This window comes from Chryseobacterium mulctrae (assembly GCF_006175945.1).
In the GTDB taxonomy this organism is placed as follows: domain Bacteria; phylum Bacteroidota; class Bacteroidia; order Flavobacteriales; family Weeksellaceae; genus Chryseobacterium; species Chryseobacterium mulctrae.
Genome location: NZ_VAJL01000001.1, coordinates 3,520,904 through 3,540,460, shown reverse-complemented (window position 1 = coordinate 3,540,460; position 19,557 = coordinate 3,520,904). Strand labels below are relative to the sequence as shown.

Genomic DNA, 19,557 nt, shown 5'->3' with positions numbered 1-19,557 from the left:
ACTATATTATTATTTATAGTTATCCACATTGACTTAATGTGATTTAGAAGTGTAATTAAAATTACTTTTGTCCATTTTCAATACATTTTTCTAGAAGAAACAAAAAAACTGAGCAGCAATATTTGAATCGAAACGAACTACAAAGCCATTTTATATGTTTTGTTAAAAAAATCGTAAGTTTCGCTCCTCTGGAGCTCTTATCATGGTTACTAAATATTTATTCTACAAAGTTTGCGCTCCTACAGAGCTTATATAATATAGAATAAGCTAATCGTTACTTGATTAAAGTATGACACTAATATTCACTTGATATGAATTACTAATTATTGGAACAGTATATATACATACATCTACGCTTTTCAATCGAAATGACCAATAATTCTACTTCTCACTTACTTTTTAGCCCGGATTGAACGGTATGTTTGAGCTCTTTTTGCTGCAAAGAAAAAGCTTGGCGCAAAAAAGCGAGTAGTGAAAGCCGGAATAAGCTACTGGAAAATGTGATAGTGTTGGATAATTTGAGAGTTGGGGATACTTATATTACAAAAAAATGTCCCTGAAATTTTCAGAGACATTCTTAATATATAATGTTGAATTAAAATTCTGCATTTTTTGGAGTCCTTGGGAAAGGAATCACGTCGCGGATGTTTGTCATTCCTGTTACGAAAAGTACCAATCTTTCTAAACCTAAACCAAAACCTGCGTGAGGAACCGATCCAAATCTTCTGGTATCTAAATACCACCAAAGCTCGTGCTCGTCAACATGCATTTCTGCCATTTTAGTTTTCAGAACATCTAATCTCGCTTCTCTTTCTGAACCACCGATGATTTCACCAATTCCTGGGAAAAGTACATCCATTGCAGCAACGGTTTTGTTATCGTCGTTCAGTTTCATGTAGAATGCTTTGATTTCTTTTGGATAATCAAATAAAACTACAGGACACTCAAAATGCTTTTCTACCAAGAATCTTTCGTGCTCAGACTGAAGATCTGCCCCCCACTCTTCAATTGGGTAAGCAAATTTTCCTTTTTTATTTTCTTTTGAGTTTAATAAAATCTCAATTGCTTCGGTATAAGAAACTCTTTTGAAACGTTTGGCAATTACATTTTCAAGTTTTTCGATCAAACCTTCTTTTGCTCTTTCTTTTTCCGGTTTTGATTTTTGCTCTTCAGCAAAACGTTTGTCTAAGAAATCTAAATCATCTTTACAGTTGTCTAAAACATACTGAATGACATATTTCAGGAAATCTTCTGCCAAATCGATGTTGTCTTCAAGATTATTGAAAGCAACTTCAGGCTCGATCATCCAGAATTCTGCTAAGTGACGCGTTGTATTTGAGTTTTCAGCACGGAAAGTTGGTCCGAAAGTATAAATTCTTCCCAATCCCATTGCTGCAGTTTCACCTTCAAGCTGCCCAGAAACCGTTAAGTTGGTTTTCTTTCCAAAGAAATCCTGAGCAAAATCGATATCGCCTTGCTCGTCTCTTGGAATATTATTTAAATCGAAGTTGGTTACTCCAAACATTTCACCTGCTCCTTCTGCATCTGCTCCTGTTACAATTGGAGTATTGATGTAGAAAAATTGGTTTTGGTTAAAAAAAGAGTGAATTGCAAAACTCACCGCATGACGTACTCTGAAAACTGCTCCAAATAAATTGGTTCTGAATCTTAAATGCGCCTGCTCTCTTAAAACCTCTAAAGAGTGTTTTTTTGGTTGTAAAATCGTTTTGTCTCTTTCCTCAGTATAGTTATCGCCTAAAATGATGATTTTTTTGGCAATAATTTCTACGGCTTGTCCGGCTCCCTGACTTTCTACCACCTCTCCTACTACTTTTAGAGAAGAAGCAGTGCTAATTTTACTGATTAATTCTTGATCGAAATTTTCAAAATCAACTACAATTTGCAAATTATTAATCGTAGAACCATCATTTAGCGCAATAAAGCGATTTGCACGGAATGTTCTTACCCAACCGTAAACTGTTATGTCATGATGTAATACTTTTTTGTAGCCCTCAAGGACTTCTTTAATCGTCTGCTTTTTCATTTGTTGATGATAAATTTTTGTATAAAAAATTAATGTTTGCAAATTTACAAAAAACAGCGCAACTTTTAATGATTACGCCATTTGATTTAAAAATTGATTATTTCACCGATGTTTTTTCTCTTGTTTAATTAAAAAAAGTAGTCTTTTTTCTTTGCTTTCCCTGCCTGATTTGCCATGCATGATAAAAACTTGGTACATCATACTGCCATTTTGGAAGAATTAAAATAATCAGAATTACATCAATGTGAGAAATAATTCCTAAAATTATGGTGAGATGGAATGCCCAACCTGCCTGTTGGAATCCGATTAAATAAGTGAAAGCAATCAGTAAACTCAATCCCCACAATTTTGAAAACCATGCGTGAGTACAGGTTTCTTTTCCAAATTTTATCCAGCTTATAATATAACATAATGCTTCCATGATGAAAATTAAAGCAATACTTTGCCAATGATTTTTTATCAATTCGGTATTCAAAAAGTAGGTAGCCAACCCTAAAGAAAGCCAAAATACTAAATCAACCTGACTATCCAATCTTCTTAATTTTTCTGAGGAAACTCCCACTTTTCGAGCGATGATTCCGTCAAAAATATCCGTAAGCAATCCAATAAACATTAAGGCTAAAATTAAAAATCGAGATTCTTCACCTTTTACATAAGCTAAAAACAAAATAATCGGTGCAAAAAGAAAACGGATTGATATTAATATATAAGGTACACTTTTCATAGTTTTTCTTTTTTAGATTTAAAATTCCAGTTGATAAGAGGTAATTTTCTTTTTTCATTTTCATTCCAAAGTCCAATTTGTAAACCTTTCATTTTTTTAGATTTATTAACCAAACCTATTTGCATTCCTTTCATTTTTTCCGATTGATTGAAAATTGCGACCTGCATTCCTTTAAAATCATCAGAATAATTTCCTAAAAAAGCTATGTTTAAACCATTACCTTTCAAGGAATTATTAACAAAACCTGAAATGTGAATTCCATTTAAAATTCCCGAAGTATTATTATAAAAATTAACGGAGACCCCATTGGTTATTCTGCAATGATGATAAATAGAAATCCCCAAACCATTCAATTTTTCTCCATCAACCATACCTCCTGTAGATAGATGCAATCCACTTACAGTTACTGTTGATATTTTTTTAGAAGGAACCGGTAAAGCTTTAGGAATTAAAGGATATATCAAGCTTATCGGATTTGCCTGAAGATTTAAACCATTAATTCTCTGTTTTTGATAATCATCTAAAACTCCAACGTTAAGACCGTTTGTATTTCTAAGATTTTTATTTTGCGGATTTACTGTAACTAAGGCTGATTTTATTTTCAGACTGTCTTGTCCGAAATACAATGAGCTCATCACTAATGCTATTGCTAATAAGTTTGTTTTCATACTATTTTTATTTAAAAATTATACTTCAAAGCTAATTTTGAAAACCCTATTTCTGAATGCGAAAAAAAATTAAAATAAATTTCTACATTTGTGAAAATCGCAAAAGCAATGAATCAGGAGATACTACTAAAGCAGATAAGAAAGAAAATAGGTGACAAATCTTTGAATGATGAGATTTCCAATATTCTCAACATCAGTTACGATGCTGCTCACAGACGTACTTCTATGAAAGCAAAATTCAGTTTTGAAGAAGCTTTGGAACTGGCAAAATATTACCAGATTTCTCTCGATCAGTTTTTGGGAACGGAAAATCAATTGGTGGTTAAAAGAACACGTCCGGTAAAAACACAGGAAGATTTATTGCATTTTTTTGAAAGTTCACTGAAGATTTTGGATGTTTTCCAAAGTGTCAATCAGTCGAAAGTCTATTATTCTGCGAAAGACATTCCGTTTTTTTATACGATCTCAGATACTATTCTTTCGCGTTTTAAATTTTATGTTTGGATGAATTTGCTGAACGAAGACAAATTTCTGTGTTCTTTTGAAGATTTTGACCTTCCCTATCATTCTCCGAAAAATGAAATGCTGAAAAATTTATATGAAAATCAGAACGTAACCGAAGTCTGGAATGACACCACGATTATGAGTATTCTGATGCAGATTTCGTTTTACTCCGAAATGGGTCTTTTAAAATATAAAGATATTGTACTTATTTTGGATGAAGTAAGAAGTGTCATTCAAAATATTGAGCATAAAATACAGCACAATCCTGATTTTAACTTCTACGTCAACGATTTGGTTATCTTAAGCAATAATATTTTGTTTAAAAATGAATATCAATCGTCTTTTTTTATTCCTTTTAACATGTTTGGATACATGATGACCAATGACGACAAAACTTGTAGCGATACTTTAGTTTATTTCGAGCACGAAATTAAAAATTCAAAATCGTTGAATACTTCCGGAAACCGGGAAAGAAAAATGTTTTTCAATAAAATGTATAATCAGATTGATGACTTACTTGAGAAGCTAAAATCTTAACCATTCAAAAATTGAGTTTTATAATAAAAAAACATCTTCATTTCGAAAATGAAGATGTTGTATATAAAGATTGTATTTTAAATTTACTCATCCTTTTTAGAAGGCACCAAGAAAACATCGATCAAACCTTCCGGAAGCTGCATTTTGATAAATTTTTCCTCACGGTCAACTTCAAGAATCCAGTCTTTAATCAAAGGAATCACTACTTCTTTACCATCTAAATTGGTTACAAAATAATTCTGAGCCGTCTGATCATTCACAGATCTGATGATTCCGCAACTGTTATCCTGCTCATCAAAAATTTCATATCCGATTATTTCGTGATAATAAAATTGTTTCCCGGTAAGTTGAGGCAAACTTGTCAAAGGAAGATAGACACTTTTACCTAAAGACTGATCTACCAAAGCCTCATTAGAATTTTTAAAAGCAATATTCAGAGCATCCAGTTTGCTCCAAGAAGATTTTTCAATAAAAAAAGGCACCAGCAAACCATTGATTTCCACAAAAATAGAATCCAGTTTTTTATAAAGCTCGGGTTGGTCTGTATCCAGTTTAAGGATTACGTTTCCGGCAAGCCCATGTCTGCGTGTAATTTTTCCTAATAAATAGCAATCTTCTTTTTTCATAATGATGTTTGAATTTTAAAAATCAGTTTTAAACAACAAAGACACGAAAAAATCGTGCCTTTGCTTAGTATCTTTTTAGAAGAATTAAGCCTGAGTTTCTTCAGTTCCTTCTGCTTCAGCAGTTGGTTCTTCTGTAGCTTCTGTAACTTCTTCAGCAGGAGCGTTTGCAGCTTCTTCAGCAGCTTTCGCATCAGCTTCAGCTTGTGCAGCAGCAGCAATTCTAGCTTCTTTTACTTTAGTTTCAGCATCCAAAGCAGCTTTTTTAGCGTCAGCTTTAGCTGTTGCCAAACCATCAGCTTTACCTTGTACTTTAGATTCTTTAGCTTCGATCCAAGCACTGAATCTTTTTTCAGCTTCAGCCTCATCAAAAGCACCTTTAGCAACACCACCTTGTAAGTGTTTTTTGTAAAGAACTCCTTTGTAAGAAAGAATAGCTTTAGCAGTATCAGTTGGCTGAGCTCCGTTGTTTAACCACTTTACAGCAGAATCAACATTTAAATCTATTGTAGCAGGGTTAGTAATTGGGTTGTAAGTACCTAATTTTTCGATGAATCTACCATCTCTTCTAGCTCTTGCATCTGCAACTACGATGTGAAAAAAAGGTCTACCTTTTGATCCGTGTCTTTGTAATCTGATTTTTACTGACATAATGTTTGAATTTTAAGGGAACTCGTCCCGATTTAATATTTAAGTGTGCAAAGATAGTAAAAAAGTTTTAAGTAAAAAGACCCAAGTAAAAAGTTTTAGAATAATATTTTTTAGAAGCCGGGAACCTGCTTTCCGCTATATCTTTTTCGCAATCACTTTTTTCAAGCCAACGCAGAAAAAGGATGTCGCTGCAATCAAGGCTATGAAATTGGTCTATAATTCACAATTTGTCCTATCATCAAAATTGGTAAACTGCTACATTGTTAAATTGTTACAGTATTAGATTGTTACATTGAACTAATCAACATTTCCCATGTAAAACAATCCAAGACATTTTTGGTTTTCTTCGATCGTTAAAGAATCTTTTAAATGGTCAACAATTTTTGGAGAACTCCAGTAGCAACCCACTCCATTTGCGGTACACGTAAGATACATATTCTGTACAGCCATAGAAACCGCTGCAATTTCTTCCCATTCAGGAACCATTCCGCTGAAATTAACAATAATAGAAACCACAGCATCTGCTTTATTGATTTTAAAACCAATATCCTGATATTTTTTTTCTAAAAAAACTTGTGGAGCGGTAACCGATTTGTAAATTTCCTGCATTTCTACAGCTAAATTTGCTTTTTCTTCCCCTTTAAAAATTTTGAAACGCCAAGGTTTTGTACGCTTATGATTGGGAGCCAATGTTGCCGAATGAAGAATTTCATCGATGATTTCCTGAGAGATTTCTGTTTCGTTATAATCTTTTGGGAAGATGCTTCTTCTCTGTTCTATAATATCTTTTAAGACTTCTGCTTTATTCATGCAGACAAAATTACGGAAAAGATGGAAGCGAGGTGTGAGAAGCGGAGTGTTTTTTTTCCGGATGCGGAATACTTTTACCAAATTTTTTGGCTACTATTTTTATGCTTTTTTATGATGTCACTAATTCACGAATATAATTTTTAAAACTTGAGAAAATTCGTGCATTCGTAGCGCTCTACTTGGCTCTTTTTACTTTTTCCTTGTCTCTTTAAATAACTTCCTCAATCTTCTGATGAATTTTATTCAACGTAAACTCTTCACCCGCTTTCATGCCCATTATTTTTTGAGCCATCGGACTTTCAGGAGAAATAGCGTAGAAACGATCACCTTCAAAGAAAAATTCACCCAAGGAAACGGAAATATAAAACCTGGCTTTATTGGTAATGACAAGTGAGCCTAACTTAGCATGTTCAGAATCAGAATTTAAAACTTTCTTCATCTGTTGCTGCATGCTTTTTAGGTTAGCCATCTGTTTATCCAAATGGTAAATCTCATCCTGCATTTCTTCACGAATAGAATCGTATTTTGAAGTTTTTTTTACTTCACGGCTTGCTTCTAAAGTAAAGTTGAGATAAAACTCTAAGGTTTTTACTTTTCCGGAGATCATATCTCTCACAAAAATCCGCAAATCATTTTTATTGTAAATCGCCTTCTGCATACATCGTAATCTTTAGTTAAAGATAATATTTTTTGAAAATAAATGATACTTTTACTCTTCAAAAATAAAACCATGTTTCAAAACGTATTTTCAACTGAAGGAAGAATCAGAAGAACAGAATTTGCTCTATCCATTTTAATACATGTAGGAGCTGTTTTTTTCACCGTTTTTTTAGCAGTCATTACCAAGATTGATTTTTTCTTTATCATTACAGCGCTTGTTTGGTTTGCAGGAATAATTTTCAGAGTTATTCAGGGAGCAAAAAGATGTCATGATATCGGAGTGAGTGGCTGGTTTCAGTTTATTCCTTTTTTTATTATTGCAATGGCTTTTGTAGATAGCAATCGTGGGAGCAATAAGTACGGTGATAATCCTAAAGGCATCGGAAATTATTATACAATCGACGAAATTGGCACAAAAAATTATTAAATAAAAAAAACTGTTTTCAAAAATTTGAAAACAGTTTTTAATAAGCTTAATTCTAAGTTATACTTACTTTTCAACCAAAGCTTTTAGATTATTAAGACCTTCTTCGTAAGATTTTTCCATTTGGTAATCCATCATCGGTCTCATAATTTTCATCCAGGTTTCCTGTTCGGTATCCATACTCCAGGTCACTTTTGTTGAATTTCCTTCTGAAGTTAAAACAATATCAGAAATCGCCTGTCCTTCGAAAGGTCTTTTGAAAAGCATTTCTGTTTTTTGTTTTTCGTTGGGAATAATCTCTTTAATTTCCTGACATCCAGCTCCTGCATCATCATTTTGGCTGTCCCAACAATACTTATCTCCTACTTCACCTGAAGTCCCGGTGTAATTAATTGTCATGTTTTTGTCTAATTTCATCCAAGGATTCCATTGGTTAAAAGATTTCATAGAAGCAATTTGCTGCCACACTTTTTCTTTCGGTGCATTCATTACCATCGATTTTTCGTAGTGATAATTTTTACCAAAAGCCAATACTGCAACGATTGCATACACAATAATCAGGAGGATAATTCCTCCAATAATTTTTAAAATTGTTCTCATAGTCTATAAATATTAAAGTTAGTTTTTCTGCATTAAATAAGAAACCAGCTTTTTAATGAGTCCGTTTTTCATTTCAAAAACATCGCAAAAATCAGCGTTCAGAATATCTCCATTTTTAAAACTGGCAACCACATTTCCTTCAGCAATCACGATATCATTTTCTTCGGTCATTCTGAAAACTGTAATTTTAGGTTTTCCGGTAAAGTTTTCGTTCTCTATTTCTTTGTCAAACGCTTCTTTTCCATGATGAAGATAAACTCCGGGCATTTCCCAGATCACATCTTCGGTAAGGCAACTTAAAATCTTTTCATGATCTGTTTCCTGAAAAGAATCCATGTATTTCTGTACGGTCTTTTTGTTTTGAGACATAGTTTATTGTATTTACATCTAAAATCAAAATTAAACATTTCACTATAACCTCGTCTTTTCCTATGACAAGAATATTCTTCATTCAGTATTTTTGTCATACATCTTAATCAAGGCATCGTTTTTGTGTACCACATAGACAATTCAAATCAAATAATTAAATTTACATTAATTAAAAATACATCAATGAATATTTTAACAGAAAAATTCAGTACACCATATCATTCAGCGCCATTTAATCAAATAAAAAACGAAGATTATCTTCCTGCTTTCAAAGAATTAATTCAGAAATCTGAAGAAGAAATCAACGCAATTGTAAATGATCCGGAAGAACCAACTTTTGAAAATACCATTGAAGCATTGTCTTTTTCAGGTGAACAGCTTGATGTAGCTTCCAATATATTTTTCAATTTAAATTCTGCAGAAACAAGTGACGAACTTCAGCAAATCGCTCAGGAAGTCTCTCCTATTTTAACAGAATATTCTTCAAAAATCTCTCAAAACGAAGCTCTTTTCAATAAAATCAAAAAAGTTTACGACGAAAAAGAGAAATATAATCTGAATGAAGAACAGCAAATGCTTTTAAATGAAACTTATAAAGGTTTTGTAAGAAGCGGTGCTTTATTAAATGAAGAAGACAAAGAAAAATTAAAGAAAATCAGCATGGATTTATCTTTAAAATCACTTCAGTTCGGGCAAAATGTATTGGCTTCAACTAATAATTATTTTAAACACATCACAAATAAAGAAGATCTTGCAGGAATTCCAGAGGCTATTTTAGAACAATATGCTGAAGAAGCGAAAGAAAGAAATTTGGATGGCTATGTTTTGACATTGCAATATCCAAGCTACATTCCGTTGATGACCTATGCCGAAAACCGTGAACTGAGAAAAGAAATTGCGTTGGCAAACGGTAAAAAGTCTTTCGACGGCGGTGAATTTGACAATCAAAATTTAATAAAAGAACTTCTAAATTTAAAACAACAAAAAGCAGAACTCTTAGGCTATGCAACTTATGCAGATTACGTTTTGGAGGAAAGAATGGCAAAATCTCCGACAAAAGTTATTGACTTTCTGAATGAACTTTTAACTAAAGCAAAACCTTACGCAGAAAAAGAAATCGAAGAATTAAAAGCTTTAGCAAAAGCCGATGGAATCGATGAAATGCAAGGTTATGATCACGCATTTTATGCCGAAAAACTTCGTAAAGCAAAATATGATCTGAATGATGAAGAATTAAAACCTTATTTCCCATTAGAACAGGTTCAGGAAGCTGTTTTTGGATTATCAAAACAACTTTTCGGATTAACTTTTGAAGAGAGAAACGATATTCCGAAATATCATGAAGATGTAAAAGTTTATGAAGTAAAAGAAGTCTTCGACTCCGCTCAGACTGACAACCAAGAACCATCAACTGACAACCAACAACCATCAACTAGCTACAAAGCTCTGCTTTACGTGGATTATTTCCCAAGAAAAGGCAAAAGAGCGGGAGCCTGGATGACGAGTTATAAAAATCAATATATAAAAGATGGCGAAAATTCTCGTCCCCACATTTCTATTGTCTGTAATTTCAGCAAACCGACGAAAGATACACCGAGTTTATTGACGTTCCAGGAAGTGACAACCTTGTTCCATGAATTTGGGCATGCGTTACACGGAATGTTAGCGAATACTCAATATCCAAATCTTTCCGGAACTTCTGTGAAATGGGATTTTGTGGAATTACCTTCTCAGTTTTTAGAAAACTTCTGCTACGAACCGGAATTCTTGAAGACTTTTGCTAAACATTATAAAACCGGAGAAATTCTTCCTGACGAAAAAATCGAAAAAATTGCTCAGTCGAAAAACTTTATGGAAGGTTATCAGACGTTGAGACAAATTGGTTTTGGATTGTTGGATATGAATTACCACAAGAAAGTTGGAGAATTGGAGCATAAAAGTGTGAAAGAGTTTGAGGATAACTATACAAAAGCGACACAACTTTATCCTGCAAATCCTGAAACAGCGATGAGTCCAAGTTTTTCACATATTTTCCAGGGTGGATATTCTGCTGGATATTATTCTTATAAATGGGCAGAAGTTTTGGATGCCGATGCTTTTCAATACTTTAAAGAAAACGGAATTTTCAATCCTGAAATCGCTGCAAAGTATAAAATTCTTCTTTCTTCCGGCGGAACAAAAGATCCGATGGAATTGTATAAAAATTTCAGAGGAAGCGAACCAAAAGTGGAGAGTTTGCTGAAGAGGGCGTTTGGATAAGATTTTTAGAAATAATTATAAAACTCCAGAAAGGTGAAAACTTTTTTGGAGTTTTTTTTTGCAAAAATTTTTAACACATTAGAAAATTTGAAAGAAGTGATTCAACAGTGAGAAGAAAACATTTTTTTTAAATTTTTAATTTTATCATTAATATATTATAAACATCATTATTTTTGACGAAACCATGACTATGAAAATTTTGTTATTCTTCTCATTATTATCTTCCATTATAATTTATTCTCAAAGAAGGAATTATTTCGTCGATTCAGATAAAACACCGAATTGTAATTTAATAAAAAAAGGGAATTTTACAAGAAATGAAGATGGCGATGGTTCGCTTAAAGTTAAATTTCGTAAAAATAGAATGACTGAAATTCATGGTAATAAATCCATTATCATAAAAAGTCGTCTAAAAATGATAAGTCCATGTAAGTTTGAAGCCGAAATAAAAAGTATTCAACCAAAACCTGAAATAAAAGATGATCTTATATACGTTGGAAATAAAATAGTATATGAGATTGTTGAAACAGGGAAAAACTTAATTATTTATCAATATTGGTGCAATGAAGGAAGAAATATTTGCACAGAAATTCTAGAAAAAGAATAAGTAACAAAAACTTTTTTTTCTAACCTTAATTTAAAATTAAGATCATACAAATTATGTTATTAGCTTTTTACTTCCATTTCGATCGTTCATGGTCAGAGGGGAAATTATTACCGGAAATATTTGTTTTATTTTACTGATTACAATTCTAGGCTGGATTCCGGCAGCGATTTGGGCAGCTTTATCGTTACAAAATTCAAGAACAGGAAAGAGAAATGAAAGGTTAATTCGTACAATTCAGGAAAATAAAAACTAAAACCAATGCATTGTTTATCCTAAAAATTTTATTTTAGTCAAAATAAAAAACAATCAACCAATATGCTCATTTTATTTAATAAAACAGAATTTCAAATTACCATCAATTCTGTTTCTGTTCCGGATTTTAGATGGAATTAAGTTGAAGAAATGGATTTAATTGAAGTAATCCAAAGAAAAATCTCTACAAATTGGATGGTCGCAATGCGTAAATTTAAAAGTTACCTATAATCAAAGAAAAAAACATGCATAAATTTATATTCCTTTTTATTTTTATAAGTTTATTGTCTTGCAATAAAAAAGAAATTGATATGACAGAGTATTGGAAAGAATTTCAAGGAAAGAATGTTGAATACAAAAATAGTGAACAACCCCAATCATTTTACTTTTGTGACAATAAAAAGGATGCTGATGAATGTGCTGATTTAGTGGTTAAAAAAATAAAACAAGCAACTTCACCATCCGTTTGGTGGTTTGAAAAAAATAAAGAGGAACTTCCAAAAGTTGGAAACCTTGCCATTGTTACAGATTGGAATGGAGATCCTAAAGCAATAATTCGAACAACAAAAGTTGAAATTGTAAAATATAAAGATATTACACCTGAATATGCTCAACTTGAAGGTGAAGGTGATAAAACTTTAGAATATTGGAAAAAGGTTCATTGGGATTATTATACTGAAGAAATGAAGAAATTTGGTGAAAAGCCAAATGAAGAAATGAAAATTGTTTGTGAATATTTTGAAACTATTTGGTAAAAATAAAATAGATACAGCTCACACTTCAAGAAATTGCGACTTCACATTTACTTTTCGCAGTATTTTTTCATTATTTTCAAGAAAAACAAACCTCAAATTACAATAGATTATGTTTCTGTTTAAAATTTTGGATGAAACAAAAACGGACGAAATAACTTTAATTGAAGCAATCCAGAAAACAGTTATAAGTCCGAAATCAACAAACTTTTTGTTTTCTAATAATCTTAACAGTATGAAATTTAAAATAATCCTTTTATTAGTTTTAACCATCAATCAATTTTTTTCACAAAGGAAAGAATTTCGGGATACGAAAGTTGATACGCTTACATTTTTAAACAATAGAAAATTATTGAACAGTTTAAATACAGATAAATTTCAAAAGAAAATATTTGTAGAAAATGACATTCAAATTCCTTACAGATTTTTAACGCCTAAAAATCATTTCGTCAACCAAAAATATCCTTTGGTTATCACCTTTCATAATTCTACAAGGATTGGAAATGATAATGAAAATCAACTTGAACCATTCGCAAAAATATGATTACGAGATGAGATTTATGACAAATACCCATGTTATGTTGTAGCACCACAATTTAATAAACGCTCCTCAAATTATGAAATCAGTGGAGAAGGTATTCAAATTTCAAAACCCTCCAACGAGGTTTTTGCTTTATTGAAATTGATTAAAAATCTTGAAAAACAATATCCAAACATTGATAAAAACAGGATTTATCTGATCGGTTATTCAATGGGAGGTTCTACCGCTCAAAACCTTATGAATTTAGATCCTGATACTTTTGGAGCAGTTGTTTCTGTTGCCGCTGTTCCTGATCTGTCAAACCTTAATAAAATTAAAGACAAGAATATATGGCTAATTCATGGCAAACAAGATGATGAAAACCCATACAATTGGCAGCATTGAACTCTATAATAAACTTTCTACCAGCAAAAATTTGATCTTTACAACTTTCACAAACCTTCATCATAACAATATTGTGATCCCTTTTTTAGTAACAGATGAAATTCCGAAATGGTTATTTGAAAAACGCAGAAAATAGAAAATAAGTATTGGTAATTCCGTAATTTTACAACATGAATAATATAGACCAAAGACTGGAAAATGTAAAAAAACTTCAGGCAAAAAGATGGGAAAATGAAGATCATTGGGACGACATCAATGATCTTTTGATTAAAGAGCTTGAAGATATTCTGACCATTGACGCTCAAAATATATCTGCTTTGGTTAATCTTGGTGCTATTTTATGTGATTCGGGTGAATATGAAACGGCTCTCGCTATTTTAAAAATCGCATTAGATCTGGGTTCAGAAGATAAAAATCTGTACACCAATCTTGCCATCGTGATGGTTGATATGGGAATGAATCCCGAAGAATATCATGAATATTTGGAAATTGCTGAAAATATGAGCGAAAACCCACTCACTTTTAAGGCATATTTTGATCCACATGCTTATTAAAAACCAATTAATTTAAAAACTCAAAACCATGTTACTCGCTATTTTACTTCCATTTTTATCATTCATTGTGAGAGGCAAAATCATCACTGGAATTATATGTTTTATTTTGCAAATTACCATTTTGGGCTGGATTCCTGCAGCGATTTGGGCAGCTTTATCGTTGCAAAATGAGAGAGCTGAAAAGCGAAATGAAAAATTGATTCGTGCTGTGCGTGAAAATAAAGCTCAATTTTAAAACATGAAAATCTTTAAAATAATTTTCATCAATATCTTTATTTTTCTATTCTTTATATCCTGTCATCAGCAAAAAAACTGTGGTTCAGATTTTAAAGCATTCATAGAAAAATTTAAAAAAGACAGCACCTTTCAAAAACAACACATCGATTTTCCGATGATGGAATATTATTCTGACGAAGATTTCCCGATGGATATTCTTGAAAGAATGACAACTGAAGACAGCTATAGTTTTATTGATATAGAAAATGATTTACCTAAAGAATTAAGAAATAAAGATTTGTATGATGTTCACATCAACCAAAATCAGGATACCATTTATTATCAAAAAATTGGGAAACAGAACAGCATTAATATTACCTACAAGTTCAGGTGTACCCAAAAAACGTATCGCCTCATAGAAATAGAAGATCTGACCGATTAAGTTGTTAACAATCAAAATTGAGTTTTACAATTTCTCGTTTTTCTGTAAGTTAGCATTTCAAAAAACACTCAAATGCTACAACATTTTCTTTTCTTCTCACTGATTTTTATATCAAATTTTTCTTTTTCTCAACAAAAAGAATATGAAGCTCCCAATTACAATGTCATTCAGAAAAATATTGAGAATAAAGATTCGGAATTTTATTATCCGAAATTGATGGATAAGCTGAAAGCTAATGATACGCTTATTACCAATGATCAATATAAACATTTGTATTTTGGATATACTTTTCAGAAAGAGTATCATCCCTATAAAATCTCTGAAAATGAGAAAAAACTTAACCCCTATTTTCAAAAGAAAGATTTGAAAAAAACTGATTATGCCGAAATTATAAAAATCTCTAATGCTGCACTGAAAGAATTCCCTATCAATCTTCGGGTGATGAATTTTCTCGCCTACATTTATCATTTAGATGGAAATGAAGCGATGGCAAACAAAGTTTCTCGTAATTTTTATGGTTTATTTGGTGCTATTTTTAGTTCAGGAGACGGAAGAGAATGTACTACAGGATTTCATGTAATCACCGTGAATCATGAATATGTTGTGATGAATATTTTACAGTTAGAAATTGCTTCGCAAGGTTTATCGGGAGATTGTGATTATATAAGTTTAGAAAAAGACAAATATAAATTGCCGGGAGTTTATTTTAATATTACAAAACTCAAGGAAAAAGGGTTTGATTTTTAAATAAAGGCTATTCGACTAAATAATTTTCTATTTCATGTGAAATAATTTAAATGAATGTTTTTTATTCAACTTAAAAAAATATATTTTCGCACCTCGAAAATTAATTAAAGAATGAAAAGAACTTTATCACTTGTTTTAGGTTTAAGCATTGTAATTTCTACAACATCTTGCGCAAGTATTTTTACAGGAACCAAAGATTCAATCGCATTTACCACAACGCCAGAAGGTGCAAAAGTAATCCATAAAGGAAAAGAAAAATGTACAACACCTTGTAGTGCAGAAATTCCGAGAGGTTTGGGTAAGCAGATGGTAATGTTTGAAAAGGAAGGTTTTCAGACTAAAGAAGTGAAATTGACAAAAACTTTTAATCCGGTAACACTTTTAAACATTCTTCTTGGCGGAGCAATCGGTGTAGGAATTGACGCTGCAACGGGATCGCTTACAAAATACAGCCCGAAAAGTTATACTGTAGAATTAGAATCTAAATAAGACTTTTAGGTTACAATATTATATGAAAATCAGAATTAAAAGTTTTAGTTCTGATTTTCTTTTTTTATAATTGCTAAATGAAAAAAGAAAGCTCAACCAATTCTGCCAATGATACCATTTTACAGAATTACTGTAACGCCCACAAAATTTTATCTAAAATCAGCGGAAGATGGAAAGTTTCGATCCTTTTTGCTTTAAATGAAAATACTTTGAGCTATTCTAATTTTAAAACAGCACTTCCCTCTTCGATTACAGACCGGATTTTAGCCAAACAACTTAAGGAACTACAGGAGAATGAACTTATCGAAAACAATAAAGACAAAACAAAGTCTGAATATTTTTTGACGAAAACCGGTAAAAAAGTTTTGAGCTTACTTCAGTATATTAATGAATTAGATTTTAATTAAATCAGAATTTTACTTTCTCTAAAAACTCAATCACTTCACCATTCGGGCTGTAAACAAGACTGTTTCTTACCTCAACAGATTTTTTTTCGTTAGCCAAGCTGATTTCAAAAACACCTTCACTCAGATCTTTTGCGCCGCTTTTCAATGCTTCTTCTCTTGCTTTTTCAGCATTTTCTACAGTAAAACATATGTGTAAAATAGAATTTTCTATAAATTCATCATTAGGATTTCTTTTTCTTCCCTGAGTCGGAATTTCAGCATCTTTATCAAATAATTCAATATGACAGTTGATTTTTTCGTTGTAAAGCATCATTCCTTTTTTCAGATTAAATGACGGTAATTCCCAAGAATGAACCTCATCAAACCCCAATGCTTTATAAAATTTTAAGGTCGCATCAAAATCAGTCACTTTCAAAGAATAATGATGAAATGCAAGAATATTTTCGGCTAAATTCATTTGTAAATATTTTTCACAAAGATATTTTTTGTTTTAGCGGAAAGAAAGAACTTACAAAATTGTGAGTTGATAGAGATATGGTTTTGATAAATTATTTAAATCGTTTTTTAAATTCTTCCTTAGGCATTACGTAAGTCAAATACTTCTCTACGTTGTAACGGTATTCTTCTTCTGTAGGTGCAATAGAAATTGGAGTCTGTTTGTAAACACCGTTCTCATCTTTTTCATCTGTATCCATATCCATGATAAAATTATCATTAACACCTTTATATGATAAAACTAGAATTGGGTTTTCTTTTGTTCCAAAAGAAGGATTATTAATTTGTAGAGGATCTACTTTTACATAAAGTTCTTTGTCTTTAATCAAACTAGTTTGTGGTAAACTATATTTTTCTCCATATTTTTCAAAACGCATAATTTTAAAATATTTATGTGAAAAATTATCAAATACAATCTCGTCTTGGCTGTTTCCATAAATCCCTTTAAATATAAGTATTCGTTTTAAATAACTTTCATGAGTGAATTTACCAGAAAAATGTTCATCGTTTACTTGTATTTTTACATCTTTTGATGATTCAATATATTTATTAATAACATTTTTACTGTCATTTTTTTTGACAAATAATAATGAAGCAATAAAATTAATTACTAAAATTATTACTAAAATTCCGACTATCTTAAAAATAATTTTCATAAACTATATTTGTGCTATTACATTAATACCATTCTTTGCGTCACTATTATTAAAATCTTTTGCCTTTTCTATAGTTTCTGCAGCAAGACTATTTTCATATTTATCAGCAAAAGTACCTATTGCTATATTTGCTACAAAGCCTGCAATGCCTTTATAACCTGCATAGTTATCTGCTTTTAGACCATAATGTCCTATATATCGTGATAGCATACCGCCCGCAGTTTGAGACATATTTCCAGTAGCCCTGCCGACAGCTTCATGTCCCACACCTTGTAAAATTCCACCCACATTACCATTCAAAATTGTACCTCCAATTTCGCTGGTTATACGTGTAGCCGAAAGACCAGCACCAACACCGGCTGAAACAGCATCGCTCCCTACAGCAGAAATTGTACTTGTCGTTCCTTCGTTACTCGATCCAAAATCTGTATCTCCAAATGCCTCACTTGGCGTGTATAAGGCTAAAGTAAGCGCACCGGTAACTCCCACTACAACAACAGAAGTGCCTGCTGTAACACCTGTAATAACTCCCATTACCAGTTGACTTCCCATCTGCATCATTGCTTCTTTATTATTATTACTGCTTATAAAATCTGCAGCTCTCTGAGCAACGACAGGATCCATAATAATCGTAATCTTACCTTTTTTCGGACAATCTAAATAGGAACGATTTAAAATAGCTTTTTCCTGATTAAAACGAACTTTATTATGTGGTAAAGACCATTTTTTCTCTAAAGTAGCATCACAATCGTGCGCCATTTTATAGAGCGCCACACCTCCAGCCGCAACACTTATTGCACACGCAGCAACAATAACCACTGCAGCAGCACCGCCAGTAAGAACAATAGCAGCTCCAATGGCAATTCCTAAAGCCAAAGCCTGTAAACCACCCCAAAATTTTGCAGGAGCTTTACACTGAAATGAACCAGATAGTTTGGTATCGATTATTGTCAAAAAAGGTTGTGTTTTGGTACTGTACATCACATTACTCGGGCTCGTAATCTTAATCATTTGTGGAGCACCGTTTGTCATCATCGTACATACAGCTGTTGTATCTTGTGGAACATATGACTCTGCCATTATACTTCTATTTTTGTCAATTTATAACTGATCATCAGTCTTACATTATTTTTTATTTCTTCAATAATTGTAACGTCTGAAGCTGTGATCCATGTATTTTCTAAATCATAAGTGGAATTTTCTCTATAACTGAATTTAAATTCTGAGAACTTATAATTAACCAGAGGTTTAAACTTAATATCATATATTTCTTCTAATGAAGCTGTATTTACTCTGTCTTTTATCATTTCCCCAACTTTCCTTACATTAATTGTATTTTGGGTTTCCGTAATAATATCTTGCCTGAACTCAAACGGAATTGGTTTCCCTTCGAACAGCTGAGAGTATAAATCTTTTTTAAAAGGACTAAATACATTTTCATTGCTAACCAAATAGTTATCAAAAAACAAATCGAAAAACATCTTATTGTTTACCCATTCTTTTAATTTTCCTTCATTCAAAAAAATTTCATCATTAGTTTGCAGAAATAACTGTAAGTTTTCTTTTGTTTCGGAGCTTCTTAAAAAACCATATTTGCTTTTCAGAAGTTCTTTATGCAGTTTCCAACTCTCAACAATTTTATCGTGATTGATTATCTTATCAATTTTTCCGGTTTCCTTATTTAAAGAAACCCGCAAATTACAAGCAAGTAAATCTATATCTGAAATCAAATCCACAGCCTCTTTCATTTCTTCCGGGTAAGAGTTCATAATATTCTCTACAAGCTTTGTATTCACAAAACTTTCACCGTTTTTCTGAAACTTATCTACCAGAAATTCTCTCTTTGTATCGATATGGTTGATTAGCATTCCCCCAATGTAAGTCATTACAGACTGTTCACAACGATACCTTGCAGAGCTTTCACTTGTAAAAATTTGCTCTTCCTGATCTGATTTGGTTGAAGGACTTGTATTTAAATATAAAAATTTAAGATATACAGGAAAAGTATTTCCTATAATTTGCTGTGTAATGCCACAATTCTGATTGTGAAAGTTTACAATTTCTTCAATACTTTGGTTGTATTGTTTTGATATAGATTCTAAAGTATCTACATCTTTAATCTCGTATTCTAAAAACTTCATA

27 protein-coding genes are annotated in these 19,557 nt (G+C 31.9%); 14 read left to right on the top strand and 13 right to left on the bottom strand.

From position 1 onward, the window contains the following. Positions 1 to 595 precede the first annotated feature (595 nt). The 3 genes from asnS to FDY99_RS16355 form a co-directional block, all read right to left on the bottom strand. The gene (asnS, locus tag FDY99_RS16365; RefSeq protein ID WP_139422878.1) at positions 596 to 2,044 is read right to left on the bottom strand and encodes an asparagine--tRNA ligase; all 1,449 of its coding nucleotides are present in this window, start codon (positions 2,042 to 2,044) and stop codon (positions 596 to 598) included. 124 nt (positions 2,045 to 2,168) lie between these two features. Continuing rightward, positions 2,169 to 2,768 carry a CDP-alcohol phosphatidyltransferase family protein gene (locus FDY99_RS16360; protein ID WP_139422877.1) on the bottom strand — a complete coding sequence of 200 codons (600 nt, stop codon included), beginning with the start codon at positions 2,766 to 2,768 and terminating at the stop codon, positions 2,169 to 2,171. Next, positions 2,765 to 3,436, bottom strand: coding sequence for an LA_2272 family surface repeat-containing protein (locus FDY99_RS16355; RefSeq protein ID WP_139422876.1), 672 nt, complete (start codon positions 3,434 to 3,436; stop codon positions 2,765 to 2,767). The genes FDY99_RS16360 and FDY99_RS16355 overlap by 4 nt, the downstream gene beginning before the upstream one ends. Positions 3,437 to 3,526: 90 nt before the next feature. On the opposite strand from FDY99_RS16355, the gene FDY99_RS16350 reads away from it, so the two are divergent. Beyond that, positions 3,527 to 4,477, top strand: coding sequence for a helix-turn-helix domain-containing protein (locus FDY99_RS16350; RefSeq protein WP_228448822.1), 951 nt, complete (start codon positions 3,527 to 3,529; stop codon positions 4,475 to 4,477). Positions 4,478 to 4,560: 83 nt separating this feature from the next. On the opposite strand, the gene rimM is transcribed toward FDY99_RS16350, so the two are convergent. From rimM to FDY99_RS16330, 4 genes are all read right to left on the bottom strand, one after another. Continuing rightward, positions 4,561 to 5,103 carry a ribosome maturation factor RimM gene (rimM, locus tag FDY99_RS16345; protein WP_139422875.1) on the bottom strand — a complete coding sequence of 181 codons (543 nt, stop codon included), beginning with the start codon at positions 5,101 to 5,103 and terminating at the stop codon, positions 4,561 to 4,563. 84 nt (positions 5,104 to 5,187) lie between these two features. Next, positions 5,188 to 5,751 (bottom strand): 30S ribosomal protein S16, encoded by a 564-nt coding sequence (locus tag FDY99_RS16340; protein WP_074232308.1) that lies wholly within the window; start codon positions 5,749 to 5,751, stop codon positions 5,188 to 5,190. A 297-nt stretch (positions 5,752 to 6,048) separates the two neighbouring features. After that, positions 6,049 to 6,561 (bottom strand): nitroreductase family protein, encoded by a 513-nt coding sequence (locus FDY99_RS16335; protein ID WP_102981378.1) that lies wholly within the window; start codon positions 6,559 to 6,561, stop codon positions 6,049 to 6,051. Between the two features lie 208 nt (positions 6,562 to 6,769). Then, a complete protein-coding gene (locus FDY99_RS16330; RefSeq protein ID WP_102981377.1) occupies positions 6,770 to 7,219 on the bottom strand; it encodes a hypothetical protein in 450 nt (149 codons plus the stop codon). Between the two features lie 42 nt (positions 7,220 to 7,261). On the opposite strand from FDY99_RS16330, the gene FDY99_RS16325 reads away from it, so the two are divergent. Then, entirely contained in the window at positions 7,262 to 7,648 is a 387-nt protein-coding gene (locus FDY99_RS16325; RefSeq protein ID WP_139422874.1) for a DUF805 domain-containing protein, read from the top strand. 63 nt (positions 7,649 to 7,711) lie between these two features. Here FDY99_RS16325 and FDY99_RS16320 read toward each other — a convergent pair whose 3' ends face one another. Continuing rightward, positions 7,712 to 8,245 carry an SRPBCC family protein gene (locus FDY99_RS16320; protein WP_139422873.1) on the bottom strand — a complete coding sequence of 178 codons (534 nt, stop codon included), beginning with the start codon at positions 8,243 to 8,245 and terminating at the stop codon, positions 7,712 to 7,714. Between the two features lie 18 nt (positions 8,246 to 8,263). After that, entirely contained in the window at positions 8,264 to 8,614 is a 351-nt protein-coding gene (locus FDY99_RS16315; protein WP_139422872.1) for a nuclear transport factor 2 family protein, read from the bottom strand. Positions 8,615 to 8,797: 183 nt separating this feature from the next. On the opposite strand from FDY99_RS16315, the gene FDY99_RS16310 reads away from it, so the two are divergent. The 12 genes from FDY99_RS16310 to FDY99_RS16260 all read left to right on the top strand — a co-directional run bounded on the left by FDY99_RS16310 (position 8,798) and on the right by FDY99_RS16260 (position 16,264). Then, a complete protein-coding gene (locus FDY99_RS16310; protein ID WP_139422871.1) occupies positions 8,798 to 10,873 on the top strand; it encodes a M3 family metallopeptidase in 2,076 nt (691 codons plus the stop codon). A gap of 190 nt (positions 10,874 to 11,063) precedes the next feature. After that, positions 11,064 to 11,480, top strand: coding sequence for a hypothetical protein (locus FDY99_RS16305; protein ID WP_139422870.1), 417 nt, complete (start codon positions 11,064 to 11,066; stop codon positions 11,478 to 11,480). A gap of 58 nt (positions 11,481 to 11,538) precedes the next feature. Further along, positions 11,539 to 11,733: a YqaE/Pmp3 family membrane protein gene (locus FDY99_RS16300; protein ID WP_394344552.1), complete on the top strand. Its 195-nt coding sequence runs from the start codon at positions 11,539 to 11,541 to the stop codon at positions 11,731 to 11,733. Between the two features lie 244 nt (positions 11,734 to 11,977). After that, a complete protein-coding gene (locus FDY99_RS16295) occupies positions 11,978 to 12,487 on the top strand; it encodes an ASCH domain-containing protein (RefSeq protein ID WP_139422868.1) in 510 nt (169 codons plus the stop codon). A 232-nt stretch (positions 12,488 to 12,719) separates the two neighbouring features. Beyond that, on the top strand, positions 12,720 to 13,028 hold the full coding sequence (locus tag FDY99_RS23410) for a hypothetical protein (RefSeq protein ID WP_228448821.1): 309 nt from the start codon (positions 12,720 to 12,722) through the stop codon (positions 13,026 to 13,028). A gap of 138 nt (positions 13,029 to 13,166) precedes the next feature. After that, positions 13,167 to 13,409 carry a prolyl oligopeptidase family serine peptidase gene (locus FDY99_RS23405; protein WP_262711401.1) on the top strand — a complete coding sequence of 81 codons (243 nt, stop codon included), beginning with the start codon at positions 13,167 to 13,169 and terminating at the stop codon, positions 13,407 to 13,409. 170 nt (positions 13,410 to 13,579) lie between these two features. Further along, positions 13,580 to 13,963, top strand: a complete 384-nt coding sequence (locus tag FDY99_RS16285) for a hypothetical protein (RefSeq protein WP_074232318.1) — start codon at positions 13,580 to 13,582, stop codon at positions 13,961 to 13,963. 28 nt (positions 13,964 to 13,991) lie between these two features. Further along, a complete protein-coding gene (locus FDY99_RS16280) occupies positions 13,992 to 14,198 on the top strand; it encodes a YqaE/Pmp3 family membrane protein (protein ID WP_139422867.1) in 207 nt (68 codons plus the stop codon). Positions 14,199 to 14,201: 3 nt separating this feature from the next. Next, positions 14,202 to 14,621, top strand: coding sequence for a DUF4348 domain-containing protein (locus FDY99_RS16275; RefSeq protein ID WP_139422866.1), 420 nt, complete (start codon positions 14,202 to 14,204; stop codon positions 14,619 to 14,621). A 72-nt stretch (positions 14,622 to 14,693) separates the two neighbouring features. Beyond that, complete coding sequence (locus FDY99_RS16270) at positions 14,694 to 15,368, top strand: DUF4919 domain-containing protein (RefSeq protein ID WP_139422865.1); 675 nt, start codon at positions 14,694 to 14,696, stop codon at positions 15,366 to 15,368. Positions 15,369 to 15,479: 111 nt separating this feature from the next. Further along, positions 15,480 to 15,857, top strand: a complete 378-nt coding sequence (locus FDY99_RS16265) for a PEGA domain-containing protein (RefSeq protein WP_139422864.1) — start codon at positions 15,480 to 15,482, stop codon at positions 15,855 to 15,857. A gap of 77 nt (positions 15,858 to 15,934) precedes the next feature. Further along, a complete protein-coding gene (locus FDY99_RS16260) occupies positions 15,935 to 16,264 on the top strand; it encodes a winged helix-turn-helix transcriptional regulator (protein WP_139422863.1) in 330 nt (109 codons plus the stop codon). 1 nt (position 16,265) lies between these two features. Here FDY99_RS16260 and FDY99_RS16255 read toward each other — a convergent pair whose 3' ends face one another. The 4 genes from FDY99_RS16255 to FDY99_RS16240 all read right to left on the bottom strand — a co-directional run bounded on the left by FDY99_RS16255 (position 16,266) and on the right by FDY99_RS16240 (position 19,556). Continuing rightward, positions 16,266 to 16,721, bottom strand: a complete 456-nt coding sequence (locus FDY99_RS16255; RefSeq protein WP_139422862.1) for a VOC family protein — start codon at positions 16,719 to 16,721, stop codon at positions 16,266 to 16,268. 91 nt (positions 16,722 to 16,812) lie between these two features. Then, positions 16,813 to 17,415 (bottom strand): hypothetical protein, encoded by a 603-nt coding sequence (locus FDY99_RS16250; protein WP_139422861.1) that lies wholly within the window; start codon positions 17,413 to 17,415, stop codon positions 16,813 to 16,815. 3 nt (positions 17,416 to 17,418) lie between these two features. Then, complete coding sequence (locus FDY99_RS16245) at positions 17,419 to 18,495, bottom strand: DUF4280 domain-containing protein (RefSeq protein WP_139422860.1); 1,077 nt, start codon at positions 18,493 to 18,495, stop codon at positions 17,419 to 17,421. Beyond that, positions 18,495 to 19,556: a hypothetical protein gene (locus tag FDY99_RS16240; protein WP_139422859.1), complete on the bottom strand. Its 1,062-nt coding sequence runs from the start codon at positions 19,554 to 19,556 to the stop codon at positions 18,495 to 18,497. Before FDY99_RS16240 ends, FDY99_RS16245 begins: the two co-directional genes overlap by 1 nt. Position 19,557 lies beyond the last annotated feature (1 nt).